Annotated in this window: 13 protein-coding genes; 2 read left to right on the top strand and 11 right to left on the bottom strand. The window is 71.7% G+C overall.

Features of this window, described 5'->3' with window-relative positions; translation table 11 throughout:
- Window positions 1-292 precede the first annotated feature (292 nt).
- The 7 genes from AB0958_RS23195 to AB0958_RS23165 form a co-directional block, all read right to left on the bottom strand.
- On the bottom strand, window positions 293-1,015 hold the full coding sequence (locus tag AB0958_RS23195; RefSeq protein ID WP_366892362.1) for an LAETG motif-containing sortase-dependent surface protein: 723 nt from the start codon (window positions 1,013-1,015) through the stop codon (window positions 293-295).
- Window positions 1,016-1,175: 160 nt separating this feature from the next.
- Window positions 1,176-2,300, bottom strand: coding sequence for a Rossmann fold nucleotide-binding protein (locus AB0958_RS23190; protein ID WP_366892361.1), 1,125 nt, complete (start codon window positions 2,298-2,300; stop codon window positions 1,176-1,178).
- Between the two features lie 49 nt (window positions 2,301-2,349).
- Window positions 2,350-2,757, bottom strand: a complete 408-nt coding sequence (locus AB0958_RS23185; protein ID WP_366892360.1) for a VOC family protein — start codon at window positions 2,755-2,757, stop codon at window positions 2,350-2,352.
- A 107-nt stretch (window positions 2,758-2,864) separates the two neighbouring features.
- A complete protein-coding gene (locus AB0958_RS23180; protein WP_366892359.1) occupies window positions 2,865-4,346 on the bottom strand; it encodes a hypothetical protein in 1,482 nt (493 codons plus the stop codon).
- Entirely contained in the window at window positions 4,328-5,065 is a 738-nt protein-coding gene (locus AB0958_RS23175) for an ATP-binding cassette domain-containing protein (RefSeq protein WP_366892358.1), read from the bottom strand. The genes AB0958_RS23180 and AB0958_RS23175 overlap by 19 nt, the downstream gene beginning before the upstream one ends.
- 196 nt (window positions 5,066-5,261) lie before the next feature.
- Window positions 5,262-6,644, bottom strand: coding sequence for an aspartate aminotransferase family protein (locus tag AB0958_RS23170; protein ID WP_132889842.1), 1,383 nt, complete (start codon window positions 6,642-6,644; stop codon window positions 5,262-5,264).
- Window positions 6,629-7,150, bottom strand: a complete 522-nt coding sequence (locus tag AB0958_RS23165; protein ID WP_366892357.1) for an Lrp/AsnC family transcriptional regulator — start codon at window positions 7,148-7,150, stop codon at window positions 6,629-6,631. The genes AB0958_RS23170 and AB0958_RS23165 overlap by 16 nt, the downstream gene beginning before the upstream one ends.
- Window positions 7,151-7,314: 164 nt before the next feature.
- Between AB0958_RS23165 and AB0958_RS23160 the strand changes: the two genes are divergently transcribed.
- Together AB0958_RS23160 and AB0958_RS23155 are read left to right on the top strand one after the other, a co-directional pair.
- On the top strand, window positions 7,315-8,754 hold the full coding sequence (locus AB0958_RS23160; RefSeq protein ID WP_366892356.1) for a gamma-aminobutyraldehyde dehydrogenase: 1,440 nt from the start codon (window positions 7,315-7,317) through the stop codon (window positions 8,752-8,754).
- A gap of 191 nt (window positions 8,755-8,945) precedes the next feature.
- Window positions 8,946-10,136: a spermidine/putrescine ABC transporter substrate-binding protein gene (locus AB0958_RS23155; protein WP_366892355.1), complete on the top strand. Its 1,191-nt coding sequence runs from the start codon at window positions 8,946-8,948 to the stop codon at window positions 10,134-10,136.
- Between the two features lie 30 nt (window positions 10,137-10,166).
- On the opposite strand, the gene purU is transcribed toward AB0958_RS23155, so the two are convergent.
- The 4 genes from purU to AB0958_RS23135 are packed head-to-tail and all read right to left on the bottom strand — an operon-like array spanning window position 10,167 to window position 14,767.
- Window positions 10,167-11,021 carry a formyltetrahydrofolate deformylase gene (gene purU / locus AB0958_RS23150; RefSeq protein ID WP_366892354.1) on the bottom strand — a complete coding sequence of 285 codons (855 nt, stop codon included), beginning with the start codon at window positions 11,019-11,021 and terminating at the stop codon, window positions 10,167-10,169.
- Window positions 11,018-11,611: a sarcosine oxidase subunit gamma family protein gene (locus tag AB0958_RS23145; RefSeq protein WP_366892353.1), complete on the bottom strand. Its 594-nt coding sequence runs from the start codon at window positions 11,609-11,611 to the stop codon at window positions 11,018-11,020. Before AB0958_RS23145 ends, purU begins: the two co-directional genes overlap by 4 nt.
- Window positions 11,601-14,462, bottom strand: coding sequence for a 2Fe-2S iron-sulfur cluster-binding protein (locus tag AB0958_RS23140; RefSeq protein ID WP_366892352.1), 2,862 nt, complete (start codon window positions 14,460-14,462; stop codon window positions 11,601-11,603). The genes AB0958_RS23145 and AB0958_RS23140 overlap by 11 nt, the downstream gene beginning before the upstream one ends.
- Window positions 14,459-14,767: a sarcosine oxidase subunit delta gene (locus AB0958_RS23135; RefSeq protein ID WP_366892351.1), complete on the bottom strand. Its 309-nt coding sequence runs from the start codon at window positions 14,765-14,767 to the stop codon at window positions 14,459-14,461. The genes AB0958_RS23140 and AB0958_RS23135 overlap by 4 nt, the downstream gene beginning before the upstream one ends.
- Window positions 14,768-14,772 lie beyond the last annotated feature (5 nt).

Raw genomic sequence — 14,772 nt, 5'->3', positions numbered from 1 at the left:
TCTGGCGGTTGACCGCGAGAGCCCAGTTAGGGCCCTTCTGATGGATCTCCGCGGCGTCGCGAGGCCCGGCACGCACGCTCGACGCACGGGGTGGCGGGCCTGGTGGCTCCGCCACATGACCCGCCACCCCGCACGCCGATCGCACGCACCGAACGCCGCTCCTTCTTCCACGGAGATCCACCAGAAGGGCCCTAGCCCCGTCAGGCGCGACCGCGGCCTCGGTACACCCGACCGAGGCCCGTCCCCGGGGGAACGGGGGCGGGCCTCGGTGCGGTACGGGTGTCGGGCGCGGTCAGTTTCCGCTGTGCGCGCCGCGACGGCGCATGCCGAACCAGACGGCTCCGCCGCCGACCACGACCAGCGCGCCGGCGATACCGGCGATCAGACCGGTGTTGGAGTTGGCACCGGTCTCGGCGAGGTTCGACTCACCGACCGCCGGGGACGGGGCGTTGTCCGACGAACCGGCCGGAGCGGTGCTGCTGCTCTCGGTGGCCGACGGGGTCGGGGAGTCCGACTCGGCCGGGGCGGACTCGGACGCCGACGGGGACGGGGTGGCCGACTCCGACGGCGACTCCGACGGCGACGGGCTGGCGCTCTCCTCGGAGGCGCACGCCGTCGACGGGGTCGTCAGGTTCGGCGTGATGTCCGTGTCGATCTGGGTCTTGCCGCTGTCGACCTTGACGCGGACGCGGTACGTCGCGTTGGGGGCCCAGTTCTCGGAGAAGGTGATCTTCTCGCCGTCCTTGGAGCCCGTCACGGTCTGCGCCTTGCCGACCTGCTTGGCGTCGGCGCCGTTGTTCTCCAGGAACACGGTGATGGTGGCGGCCTTGCGGGAGGCGTCGGTGTCCGTGACGACGATGGCGCCCTTGGCACCGTCGCAGATGGCTTCGGCGGAGAAGTCCTTGATGTTGCAGGCGAAGGCGGTGCTGGAGACGCCCAGGGCCAGTGCGGCCGACGCGGAGGCGACACCCAGGATGCGCACGGAACGACGTGCACTGCGGCGGGATATGGACACGTTTGTCCTTACTGAGTGCATAACTGGGGGGTCAAAAAAAGGGAGTTGACGCAACGGCGAGATGAGGCATCAGCATCCCCAAGAGGCTCACAGGTCTATAAGCGCTCCATAAGCAATGTCAACGCATATGCGGTCCACGGGTGTTGACTTTACACGGTCGTTAACTGCCGAGACGTTTCAGCGCCTCCGCGGCCTGCTCGATCCGGTCAACGAGGCCGATACGGGACGCCATCGACCGCTCCCGCGCCAGCGAGGTCAGCAACTGCCAGGCGGGCAGCCGCTCGCTCCAGTGCGCCTCGTCCACGAGTACCATCGGGGTCGGCTCACCCCGCGACTCGTAGTAGTTGGGCGTTGCGTTGTCGAAGATCTCCTGTACCGTCCCGGCCGCGCCCGGCAGGAACACCACACCGGCGTTGGAACGGGCCAGCAGGCCGTCCTCGCGGGTGGCGTTGGCGAAGTACTTGGCGATGTGCGCGGCGAAGGCGTTCGGCGGCTCGTGGCCGTAGAACCAGGTGGGGATGCCCACCGAGGAGCCGCCGTCCGGCCAGCGCTCGCGGACCTCGAAGGCGGCCCGCGCCCAGTCGGTGACCGAGGGCCGGAACGACGGGACCTTGGCGAGGAGTTCCAGGGCCTCGTCGAGCATCCCGTCCTCGAAGGGGGCCGCGTAGGCGCCCAGGTTCGCCGCCTCCATCGCGCCCGGCCCGCCACCGGTCGCCACGGTGAGGCCGGCGCGCGCGAGCTCCCGGCCGAGCCGGGCGGCACCGGCGTACTCCGCCGTGCCGCGCGCCATCGCGTGGCCGCCCATCACCCCCACCACCCGGGCGCCGGCGAGGAGTTCGTCGAGCGCGTCGGAGACCGCGTCGTCGTGGATCGATCGGAGCATCGAGGCGAATATGTCGCCGTCCGCCTTGGTCTCCTGGAACCAGGCGTACGACCGTGCGTCCGGGGTCCCTTCGTAGCCCTCGGCGAGCGAGTCGAACAGTTCGGCGGGGGTGTACGCGAAGGCCCGGTACGGGTCGAAGGGGAGGTCCGGGACCGGCGGGAACACCAGGGCGCCGGACGCGCCGACCCGGGCCGCGGCCTCGGCCGACATCGGGCAGCCGAGGAAGACGGCGCCGGTGGTGTCGGTGGTGAGCAGGGCGTCCGTACGGTCCGTCAGGTCGACGGCCTGGACGCGGTACCGGGCGAGGGTGCCGCGCGCGGCCACGACCTCGTCGAACTCGGCGAGCGACTCGATCTCCAGGTCGTGGGCGGCACGGTTCGGCTGGGCGGGTGTCGGTTGCACCCGCCCATGCTGGCACAGCTGTTCGCCGGGACGGCTGTGCCGGTGGAGATCAGCCCTGCACCGCAGCCGGGTCCATCCACACGACCTCCCAGCTGTGGCCGTCCAGGTCCTCGAAGGAACGGCCGTACATGAAGCCCTGGTCCTGGACGTCGTCGTTCGCCGTGCCGCCGGCCGCGACCGCCCTCTCCACCAGCTCGTCGACCTTCTCGCGGCTCTCCGCGCTCAGGCAGATCAGCACCTCGCTGGTCTTCGTCGAGTCGGCGATCTCCTTCTTGGTGAAGTCCGCGTAGCGCTGCTTGCTCAGCAGCATCGCGAAGATCGTGTCGCTGATCACGACGCAGGTGCAGTCGTCGCCGCTGAACTGCGGGTTGATCGTGTAGCCGAGCTCCGTGAAGAACTTCCGCGACGCCGCCACGTCGTCGGTGGCCAGGTTCACGAAGATCATCTGCTGGTACATGGGGTCCCTCTTCCTCCGGTGTCGTGCTGTTCGAGGGTTGGACCGGGGCGCGCGGCGAAAGTCATCGGTCCCGTCGGACTTTTGTGCGGTGAGTTCCGCGCGACCGCTCAGCGGACCAGCGGGCGGGCGGCGAGGTCCGCGATCAGCAGGGTGAAGGGTCCGAAGAGGGCCAGCAGGGCGCCGGTGCGCAGGGCCGCCGCGCCGCGCAGCAGCGTCGCGGGGGCGCCGAGGCGCAGCAGCGCCTCGGTGGTGTCGGCGCGGGCCTGGCGGGCCTCCACGGCGGTGGTGAGGAGCGTGGCCACCGCGCAGCCGGCGACCACGAGACCGCCGAGGGTGGTGAGCGGGCCGCCGGGGTGTCGGCCGCCGCTGTGCAGGACGGTCGCCGCGAAGGTCGCCGACGTCACCGCGCAGACCACGCCGAGGGGGCGGCCGATACGGGTGGCCTCCGCCATCAGGACGCGGCCGGCCAGCAGCCGCAGGGCGCCGGGACGGACGGCCTGGAGGAGGCGGCCGCAGAGGTGGGCGAGGGCCGGGGCGGCGAGGACCAGGCCGACGGCGGTGAGCGACCAGCCGACCAGGACGCCGACCGGGCCGGTGGCCAGCCCGCCGGGGAGGGCGGTGCGGGGGGAGGTCTCGGTGACGCCGGCGTAGGACTCCATGGCGAGCCCGGCGGCCAGGACGGCGACGGCCCAGGGAAGGCCGGTGGGGACGGGGCCGGCCGCGGCCGGGGTGGGCGGCACGTCGCTCACCGGGGTCGGCGGGGCGCCTCCCCCAGAGGGGGTACCCCCAGCGCCCACCCTCCCCCACGCTCGGCTTCGCTCGCGCGGGGGGACCCCCATCGCCCCAGCGGCACGACCGCCCGCGGAATCACGGGACGGCTGGTCGCCGTCCGCCGGGTGCTGGGACGGCGCGGTGTCGGGCGCGGGGTGTCCGGGGAGGCGCGTGTTCGTGGTGGGGCGGCTACCCGTGGTGGCGTCGGCACCCGTGGTGTGGCGGGTACCCGTGGCGCTGCGGGCGCCCGTGGTGTGGCGGGCGCCGAGGAGCGCGTACACCGGGTTGCGGACCGCTGTGCCGGGCAGGTCGCGGGGGCGCAGGACCAGCGCCACCGCCGTGGAGGCGAACACCGGGGGCACGGTCAGCAGGGTCAGGGCGGCCGGCAGGGGCAGGGGCTGGTCCGCTGCCAGGAAGTCCTTCGCCGCTCCGTCGAAGGGCATGCCCGTGAGGTCGCCGCGCAGGTGCAGGAAGACGGCCAGGGCCAGCAGCGAGCCCAGGGTGCAGGCGAGGACCGTGTGGAGGGCGGCGACGGCCATCAGGCGGGCCGGACCGAGGCCGAGGGCGGACAGACCGGGGCGGGGTCTGGTGCCGGGGTCGGTGCGGGCCACCGCGACCGCGAGGTACACCGTGGCGGCGAGCGGGATCGCACACCAGGAGAGCCGCAGGAGTGCCGCCGTCGAGTGGTCGGGGTGGGCCATCGCGTAGCCGAGGGCGGAGAGCAGGAGGAAGCCCGTGCCCGCCGCCGCGGCGGCCACCAGGAGGCGGCGCAGCTGGACGGCGGGGTGGGCGACGCGGGTCAGACGGAGAGCGAGCACTCGGCCCGGCCTTCTGCTTCGGGGACGGGCAGGTGGACCGTGTTCACCCGGCGGCCGTCCAGGAGCGAGACCCTGCGGTCGGCGAGGGCGGCCGTCTCCGCGTCGTGGGTGGCGAGGACGACGGTGATGCCGTGCGAGCGGGCCGCGGTGGTGAGGGTGCGCAGCACATGGGCGCGGTCGGAGCGGTGCAGCGGGGCCGTCGGCTCGTCCGCGAAGAGGATGGTGGGGGAGGGGGCGAGGGCGCGGGCGATGGCGACCCGCTGCCGTTCGGCCTGCTGGAGCTGCGCCGGGCGCCTGCGGGCCCGGTCGCCGACGTCGAGGCGGTCCAGCCACTCCAGCGCGGCCACCTTGGCCCGGCGGCGGCTGGTGCCCCGCAGCATCAGGGGCAGGGCGGTGTTCTCCCAGACGTTGAGTTCGGGGATCAGCGCCGGGACGGGGTCGATCCAGCCGAAGCGGTCGCGGCGCAGCTTTTCGCGGGTGACCGGGCCCATCCGGTGCACGGCCGTGCTGTTGAACCACACCTCACCGCCCTGTACCGGCGTCAGGCCGGCGAGGCACCTCAGCAACGTCGTCTTGCCGCTGCCGCGCGGACCGCTGACGGCGAGGATCTCGCCCTCCCGCACCGCGAGCGAGACCCCGGTGACACCGGGGGAGCCGTCCTGGTGGCGGAAGTGCAGGGCGCGTGCCCACAGCACGTCGTTGTCCGGCGGGGCCTCCATGGGCGTACACCTCGGTTCTGATCCGTTTTGCCGTGCCTTCCCACGTCGGGGGGAACGAAGGCTGGGCCGATCGGTCACGTGCACGCTAGGCAGGCCCGCTGGCGGAGCCCGGGCAGCACACGGCCCCGGGCGTCCGTTCTCACTCGAACGGACGGCACCGGGGCCGGTGTCGGTCAGCCGATCAGGGGCGCGGGACTCAGAGCTTCGTCCAGGCCTCCGTCAGCGTGGCGCGCAGGATCTGCTCGATCTCGTCGAAGGTCTCCTGGTTGGAGATCAGCGGCGGGGCGAGCTGGACGACCGGGTCGCCGCGGTCGTCGGCACGGCAGTACAGGCCGTTCTCGAAGAGGGCCTTGGAGAGGAAGCCGTACAGGACGCGCTCGGTCTCCTCCGCGTCGAAGGACTCCTTGGTCGCCTTGTCCTTGACCAGCTCGATGCCGTAGAAGAAGCCGTTGCCGCGGACGTCGCCGACGATCGGCAGGTCGTGCAGCTTCTGGAGGGTCGACAGGAACGCGCCCTCGTTGTCGAGGACGTGCTGGTTGAGGCCCTCGCGCTCGAACAGGTCGAGGTTGGCGAGGCCGACGGCCGCGGAGACCGGGTGCCCGCCGAAGGTGTAGCCGTGCAGGAAGGTGTTGTCGCCCTTGTAGAACGGCTCGGCGAGCTTGTCGGAGATGATGCAGGCGCCGATCGGGGAGTAGCCCGAGGTCATGCCCTTGGCGCAGGTGATCATGTCCGGGACGTAGCCGAACTTGTCGCAGGCGAACATCGTGCCGAGGCGGCCGAAGGCGCAGATGACCTCGTCGGAGACGAGCAGGACGTCGTGCCGGTCGCAGATCTCACGGACCCGCTGGAAGTAGCCGGGCGGGGGCGGGAAGCAGCCGCCCGCGTTCTGCACCGGCTCCAGGAAGACCGCGGCGACGGTGTCCGGGCCCTCGAAGAGGATCTGCTGCTCGATCTGGTCGGCGGCCCAGCGGCCGAAGGCCTCCGGGTCGTCACCGAAGAGCGGGGCGCGGTAGATGTTGGTGTTCGGGACCTTGTGGGCACCGGGGACCAGCGGCTCGAACGGCGCCTTCAGGCCCGGCAGGCCGGTGATGGACAGGGCGCCCTGCGGGGTGCCGTGGTAGGCGACCGCGCGGGAGATGACCTTGTACTTGGTCGGCTTGCCCTTGAGCTTGAAGTACTGCTTGGCCAGCTTCCAGGCGGTCTCCACGGCCTCGCCGCCGCCGGTGGTGAAGAAGACCTTGTTCAGGTCGCCGGGCGCGTAGTCGGCCAGGCGCTCGGCCAGCTCGACGGCCTTCGGGTGGGCGTACGACCACACCGGGAAGAAGGCCAGCTCCTGCGCCTGCTTGAAGGCGGTCTCGGCGAGTTCCGTGCGGCCGTGACCGGCCTGGACCACGAACAGGCCCGCGAGACCGTCCAGGTAGCGCTTGCCCTGGTCGTCGTAGATGTAGGTGCCCTCGCCCCGGACGATGGTCGGGACGGGGGAGTTCTCGTACGAGGACATGCGGGTGAAGTGCATCCACAGGTGGTCGTACGCGGTGCGGCTGAGGTCCTTCTGGGTCACGGTTATCGGGTTCCCCACATGTAGGTCTGCTTCTTCAGCTTCAGGTAGACGAAGCTCTCGGTGGAGCGCACCCCTGGCAGCGCCCGGATGCGTTTGTTGATGACGTCCAGCAGGTGGTCGTCGTCCTCGCAGACGATCTCGGCGAGGATGTCGAACGAGCCCGCGGCCATCACCACGTACTCGACTTCCGACATGGCCGTCAGCGCGTCCGCGATCGACTCGACATCGCCCTCGACGTTGATGCCGACCATCGCCTGCCGGCGGAAGCCCACGGTGAGCGGGTCCGTGACGGCGACGATCTGCATGACGCCCTGGTCCAGAAGCTTCTGGACGCGCTGGCGCACGGCCGCCTCCGACAGGCCGACGGCCTTGCCGATCGCGGCGTACGGCCGGCGGCCGTCCTCCTGGAGCTGCTGGATGATGGCGAGGGAGACGGCGTCCAGCTGGGGACTGTTGCCGTTCCTGGACTCGCGGGACGAGTCCCTCTGGTCTGCGCTTCGACTGGCCACGACCTCACTGTGCACGACGTCTCGACGGTTCCGCAAGGCCGTATCGATGAAATTCGTTGTTTTGGGGAGCCTGCATTGCGGATTTCGCAGACTCGGCGCGGCCGGGGGTGTTGAAAACGTGGGATCTCGGATTACTGTGGGTGTCTCAGTGATTGGACACCGAACTTGGAGGGCCGGCAGTGAGCACCGAGCTGCGTCGCCTGCGCAACTACATCGACGGTGAGTTCCGGGACGCCGCCGACGGACGGACCACCGAGGTGGTCAACCCCGCGACCGGCGAGGCGTACGCGACCGCGCCGCTGTCCGGGGCGGCCGACGTCGACGCGGCGATGGCGGCCGCGGCCGCGGCCTTCCCGGCCTGGCGGGACACCACCCCGGCCGAGCGGCAGAAGGCCCTGCTGAAGATCGCCGACGCGTTCGAGGAGCGGGCCGAGGAACTCATCGCGGCCGAGGTGGAGAACACCGGCAAGCCGGTCGGGCTGACGCGGGACGAGGAGATCCCGCCGATGGTCGACCAGATCCGCTTCTTCGCGGGCGCGGCCCGGATGCTGGAGGGCCGTTCGGCCGGCGAGTACATGGACGGCCACACCTCGATCGTCCGCCGTGAGCCGGTCGGCGTCTGCGCGCAGGTCGCGCCGTGGAACTACCCGATGATGATGGCCGTGTGGAAGTTCGCCCCGGCGATCGCGGCGGGCAACACGGTCGTGCTGAAGCCGTCGGACACCACCCCGGCGTCGACCGTCCTGATCGCCGAGATCCTCGGCGGGATCCTGCCCAAGGGCGTCTTCAACGTCATCACCGGCGACCGCGAGACCGGCCGTCTGATGGTCGAGCACCCGACCCCCGCGATGGCCTCCATCACCGGCTCCGTGCGCGCCGGCATGCAGGTCGCCGAGTCCGCGTCCAAGGACGTCAAGCGGGTCCACCTGGAGCTGGGCGGCAAGGCGCCGGTCGTCGTCTTCGAGGACACGGACATCGCGAAGGCCGTCGAGGGCATCTCCGTGGCCGGCTTCTTCAACGCGGGCCAGGACTGTACGGCCGCCACACGCGTGCTCGTCCACGAGTCCATCCACGACGAGTTCGTGGCCGCGCTCGCGAAGGCCGCGGCCGAGACGAAGACCGGCCGGCCGGACGACGAGGACGTGCTGTACGGGCCGTTGAACAACCCGAACCAGCTGAAGCAGGTCTCCGGCTTCATCGAGCGGCTCCCCGCCCACGCCAAGGTCGAGGCCGGCGGACAGCGGGTGGGCGACAAGGGGTACTTCTACGCGCCGACCGTCGTGTCCGGGCTCCGGCAGGACGACGAGATCATCCAGAACGAGGTCTTCGGGCCGGTCATCACCGTCCAGTCCTTCGCGGACGAGGACCAGGCCGTGCAGTGGGCCAACGACGTCGAGTACGCGCTGGCGTCGTCCGTGTGGACCAAGGACCACGGGCGAGCCATGCGGATGTCCAAGCGGCTGGACTTCGGCTGCGTGTGGATCAACACCCACATCCCGCTGGTCGCGGAGATGCCGCACGGCGGGTTCAAGAAGTCCGGGTACGGCAAGGACCTGTCGGGCTACGGCTTCGAGGACTACACGCGGATCAAGCACGTGATGACGTCGCTGGACGCGTAGGCCGTAGGCCGGCTGCGGGTGCGTGGGGGCTGGTCGCGCAGTTCCTCCCCCAGCCTTCGGCCGGGGGTGCCCCCAGCGCCCCTTCAGGGCGCATGGAGGCGGCGGTGTCGACAAGGTGTCAGGGGCCGGTGCGGGCACACTCGACGCAGCGTCGATTGTCGGGCCGGCAGCCGGGGCGGCACCCTGCGGCAATGCCCTTCTCCGCGAAGAACCCCACGCTCTCCCGCCGCTCCCTGCTGCGCGCACTGGGCGGCGGCGCCGTGCTCGGCGGCCTGGCGGGGTGCGGGGTGCCCGCCGCTTACGTCAGGGCCGGCGACCGTGCCGTGACCGACCTCTCCGCCCGGGACCACAGGCTGGTCTTCGCGAACTGGCCGCTGTACATCGACGTGGCCGACGACAACCCGAACGAGCGGCCCACTCTGGACGCCTTCGAGAAGCGCACCGGGATCTCCGTCGACTACATCGAGGAGATCAACGACAACGACGAGTTCTTCGGCAAGATCAGCCCCGCGCTGATGAACCACCAGTCCACCGGCCGGGACCTCATCGTCATGAGCGACTGGATGTGCGCGCGGTTCGTGCGCCTGGGCTGGGTGCAGAAGATGGACCGCGCCCACCAGCCGGACGTCGCGAGGTACCTGGACCCGCTGCTCCGCTCGCCCGCCTTCGACCCGGGGCGCCGGTTCACGGTGCCGTGGCAGTCGGGCATCACCGGCATCGCCTACGACCGCAGGAGGCTGGGCCGCGAGATCCGGCACGTCAAGGACCTGTGGGCGAGCGACCTGAGGGGCCGGGTGACGCTGCTCTCCGGCCTCGACGAGGCGTTCGCGCTGCTGATGCAGGGCAACGGCGTGGACATCACCCGGTGGACGGCCGACGACTTCCACCACGTCTGCGACGAGGTGCAGCAGCAGGTCGACCGCGGCCAGATCCGCCGCTTCACCGGAAACGACTACACGAAGGACCTGGTCAGCGGGGACGTCCTGGCCTGCCAGGCGTACTCGGGCGACGTCGTCCAGCTCCAGGCCGACAACCCCGACATCCGCTTCGTCGTCCCCGAGGAGGGCGCGGAGCTGTGGTCCGACTCCCTGATGATCCCGGACCGCGCCGCCCACAAGGCCAACGCGGAACGCCTCGTCGACTACTACTACGAGCCGGCGGTCGCCGCCGAGCTGGCCGCCTGGGTCACCTACGTCTGCCCCGTCCCGGCGGCCCAGCAGGTCCTCGCCGACTCCAAGGACAAGGCCACGGCGGCACTCGCCGAGAACCCCCTGATCTTCCCGAACGCCGAGATGCGCAGGCGCCTCGCCGTCGCCCGGGACATCACCTCGACGGAACGGGTGGAGTTCGCCAGGCGCTGGAACAGGATCGTGGGGCTGTAGGCCGCCGGACGTCCCGCCGTGACCCTTCGGTCAGCTGAAGACCACCGTGCGGTTGCCGTGGATCAGGACCCGGCCCTGGCAGTGCCAGTTGACGGCGCGGGCCAGGGCCAGGCGTTCGGCGTCGCGGCCCACGGTGACCAGGCGGTCCGCGCCGCAGCGGTGGTCGACCCGGATGATCTCCTGCTCGATGATGGGCCCCTCGTCCAGGTCGGCCGTGACGTAGTGGGCGGTCGCGCCGACGAGCTTCACCCCGCGGCGGTGGGCCTGGTGGTACGGCTTGGCCCCGGCGAAGCTCGGCAGGAACGAGTGGTGGATGTTGATGGCCCGGCCCTCCAGCCGCTTGCACAGGTCGTCGGAGAGCACCTGCATGTAGCGGGCGAGGACGACCAGGTCCACGCGGTGTTCCTCGACCAGGGCGAGCAGCCTGGCCTCCGCCTGCGGCTTGCTGCCGGCCGTGACGGGGACGTGCTCGAACGGCACGCCGTCGGCCGCCGCCAGCGGCCCCAGATCGGGGTGGTTGGAGACCACCAGAACGATCTCGGCGTCCAGGGCCTTGCTGCGCCACCGGTAGAGCAGGTCGGCCAGGCAGTGGTCGAACCTGGACACCATCACGAGCACACGCGGCTTGACCGCGGAGTCCCTGAGCTGCCACTCCATCCCGAACTCGGCGGCCACGGGAGTGAAGGTGTCCCGCAGCCGCTCCAGGGTCGTCTCGGTGTCGGGGGCGGTGAAACCGGTGCGCAGGAACACGATGCCGTGGTCGGCGTCGTCGAACTGCTGGTGCTCGGTGATGTCGCAGCCGTGCCCGAGCAGGAACGACGTCACGGCGTGCAGGATGCCCGGACGTTCGGGGCAGCTGAGGGTGAGGACGAACTCGGTCTTCATGAGGCGCTTCCCCGGTGTTCCGTGCAGGCGTCGAGCAGCCATGCGGCCAGGTAGCCGGCGAACGAGGAGCGGACCAGCAGCCGGACGTCGCGGGCCGCGTCGTCACGCACCACGAGGGTGACCGGGGCCTGGGCCAGCAGGGTGGTCGGGCAGGACCCGGCGGGGGTGACCCGGGGGTCCAGGTCGATGGCGCAGCCCTGGGCCAGGACCGTGCGGACGAGGGGACCGGTCAGGGCCAGCGTGGTGCGCTGCGCCGAGACGTCGGTGACGGTGGCGAACCCCGCGCCGACGGCCGAGCGCAGCCGCGCGACGAGGTCGTCCCGGTGCCCGTCCGGCGCCACCAGCAGCCATTCGTCCGGGCCCATCCACAACACGTCGACCTCGCCGGCCGGTTGGGCGCGCAGCGGGCCGGGCAGCGGGACGCCCAGGCAGGACTCGACGGCCCGCGCCACCGCGCTGCCGGGCTCCACCCGCAGGGTGAGCTGGGTCAGGAAGGGCAGTTCCCGCACCCGGATACCGTCCGGCAGCCGCGCCAGGCGGTCCTGCCACTCGGACAGCGGGCTGAAGCGAGCGGGTGTCTCAACCGTCACGGCGAGCTCCCTCCTTGTCGAAGAGCACGGGGTCGGTCACGGTCACCGGGACGGTCCGGCCGTCCAGCGGGACGTAGAGGGTCTCGCCGATGCGCCGGGTGCCCGAGCGCACCAGGGCCAGGGCGAAGGTCCGCCGCAGGGCGTCGCTGCGGTAGCTGGACGTGACGTGGCCCAGCATGGGCACCGGGGGTGCCGGGATGTCGCTGGTGGCGATGATCTGGGCGCCTTCGGGGAGCAGCACCTGCTCGTCGGCCGGGAGCAGGCCCACCAGCTGTTTGCGGTCCTCGCGCTGGTTCTCCGCGCGGGCGAAGGACCGTTTGCCGACGAAGTCCGGCTTCTTCTTCGACACGACCCAGGACATCCCCAGGTCCTGCGGGGTGACGGTGCCGTCGGTGTCCTGCCCGATGATCGGGTAGGCCTTCTCGGCACGCAGCACGTGCATCGTCTCGGTGCCGTACGGGGTGATGCCGAACGCGTCCCCGGCCGCGAGGAGCGCCTTCCACACGGTGATGCCGTACCAGGCGGGCACGTTGATCTCGTAGGCGAGTTCACCGGAGAAGCTGATCCGGCACACCCGCGCCGCCACCCCGGCGACGGTGGCGTCCTGCCAGGACATGAAGGGGAAGGCGTCGTTCCCCACGTCCAGGCCCGGCGCCACCAGGGCCAGCACGTCCCGGGAGCGGGGGCCGACCAGCGGGACCGTCACCCAGTGCTCGGTGACGGAGGTGAGGTGGACGCGCAGGCCGGGCCATTCGGTCTGGAGCCACTCCTCCATCCACTCGAGGACCTTGGCCGCGTTGCCGGTGGTCGTGGTCAGCAGGAACTCCTGCTCGGCCACCCGGATCACGGTGCCGTCGTCGAGGGTCATGCCGTCCACGCCGCACATCACGCCGTAGCGGACCCGGCCCACCTTGAGGGTGCTCATCAGGTTCGTGTAGAGCCGGTCCAGCAGCACACCGGCGTCCGGGCCCTGAACATTGATCTTCCCGAGTGTGGAGCCGTCCATCATCGCGACGCCGGTACGGGCGGCCCGGCACTCGCGCAGCACGGCCTCCTCCATGGTCTCCCCGGCCCGCGGGTAGTACCAGGGGCGCTTCCACTGGCCGACGTTCTCGAACAGGGCGCCGTGCTCGACGTGCCAGGGGTGGAGCGCGGTCACCCGCACCGGGTCGAAGAGCTCGCCGCGGTTGCGGCCCGCGAGGACGGCGAAGGAGACCGGCACGGCGGGCGGCCGGAAGCGGGTGGTGCCGAGGTCGGCGACCTCCACGCCCAGCGCCTCGGCGACGATGCCCGAGGTCAGCACGCCCGAGGTACGGCCCTGGTCGTGGGCGGTGCCGATGGTGGTGTACCGCTTGACGTGCTCCACCGAGCGCAGGCCCGCCCCGGTCGCCCGCAGCACGTCACCGACGGTCGCGTCCCGCTGGAGGTCGACGAACTGCGGGGCGCCTTCCTGGCCGTCCTGGGGGCTCGGCACCCGCCACAGCACCCGGGCCGGTGCTCCGTCGGGCAGCGGGTCGGTGGCCGGCGGGGCGAGCTGCGGCGCGGTCCCGCCGATCGCCGCCAGGGCCCGGCGGGCCGCGGCCACGCCGTCCGCGAGACAGCCGGCGAGGGTGAAGGTGCCGTCGGCCGCCCCTGCCGTACGGACGTCGGCGGGTGCGTCGGCGGGGACGAAGGCGCCGGTCCCGGCGTCGTGGCGCAGGGTGCCGCGGGCCTGGCTGAACAGGGCCACCGCCGGGTTCCAGCCGCCGGAGACCAGCAGCAGGTCGCAGTCGACGCCGTGCCGCCCGCCGAGGCGTCCGTCCCGGTAGGAGGCGACGTGGGCGCGGGTGACGCGCTCGACGCCGCTGGTGCCGGTGACGACGTGCCCCGCGCGGACGTCGATGCCGCGTTCGGCGCAGGCGCCACGCCAGTGCTCGGGCACCTCCTCGCGCACGTCGACCACCGCGGCGATCCGCACGCCCGCGTCGGCCAGTTCGAGCGCGGCCGGGTAGGCGCTGTCGTTGGTGGTGAAGACGACCGCCCGTGAACCGGGCAGCACGCCGAAGCGGTTCAGGTAGGTGCGGGCCGAACCGGCCAGCATGATCCCCGGCCGGTCGTTGTTGTCGAAGGCGATCGGACGCTCGTGGGCACCGGTGGCGTACACGACCTGCCGGGAGCGGATCCGCCAGATCCGCTGCCGGGAGACGTGGGAGGGGGCCGCGGCGCCCAGGTGGTCGGTGCGCTTCTCCAGGGCGAGGACGAGCCCGTCGTCGTAGTGGCCGAAGGCGGTGGTGCGGGACAGGACGCGGACGTCCGCGTTCGCGTCGAGCTCCGCCAGGACGGCGCTGACCCATCGGGTGGCCGGAGCACCGTCGATCAGCTCCCTGCTGCCGAGCAACGAGCCGCCGGCCTCCGGGAGTTCGTCGACGAGGACGACCCGGGCCCCGGCCCGGGCGGCGGTCAGCGTGGCGGCCAGGCCCGCCGGGCCCGCGCCGACGACCAGGACGTCGCAGTGGGCGTGCACGGTGTCGTAGCGGGCGGTGTCCGGCTCGGCGCTCAGCCTGCCCCGGCCGGACAGGCCCCGGGCGACCAGACCCTCGTACAGCTCCACCGTCGTGGCGGTGAGCATGGGCTCGGGGAAGGGGAACTCGATCTGGACGAGGGCGTTGGGTTCCTCGGCGCCGGCGGCCAGGAACCCGCGCGGGCGGCCGTACTTGCTGCTGTCGGCCACGTGGTGCACGCCGTTGGCCAGCAGGGCCGAGGCGAGGGTGTCGCCGGGGTGACCGGTGTAGGCGGTGCCGTCGAAGGTGAAGGCGAGGGTGGTGGCGCGGTCGATCCGGCCGTGGTCCGGAGTGCGGAAGGGGGTTTTCATCGGGCGGCCTCCTGACCCTTCGAGGTGCTCGTGGGGGAGGGGCGGTCGGCGCCGGTCTCGTAGACGGCGAGGAACTCGTGGGTGACAGTGTCGCGCAGGGCGTTGAACCAGCGCCGGCAGCCGGCCGCGTGCACCCAGCGCTCGGCGAACGGGCCCTTGGGGTTGTCACGGAAGAAGACGTACTGGGCCCACTGCTCGTCGTCGATCGCGTAGGGGTCCTCGGGGTGGGCGACGTGCGCCTGACCGCCGTAGTGGAACTCGATCTCCTCGCGGTCACCGCACCAGGGGCAGGTGATGAGCTGCATGTCGG

The sequence above is a fragment of the Streptomyces sp. NPDC006655 genome (assembly GCF_040703965.1).
Lineage (GTDB): Bacteria > Actinomycetota > Actinomycetes > Streptomycetales > Streptomycetaceae > Streptomyces.
This window is presented reverse-complemented; position numbering and strand designations above follow the sequence as displayed.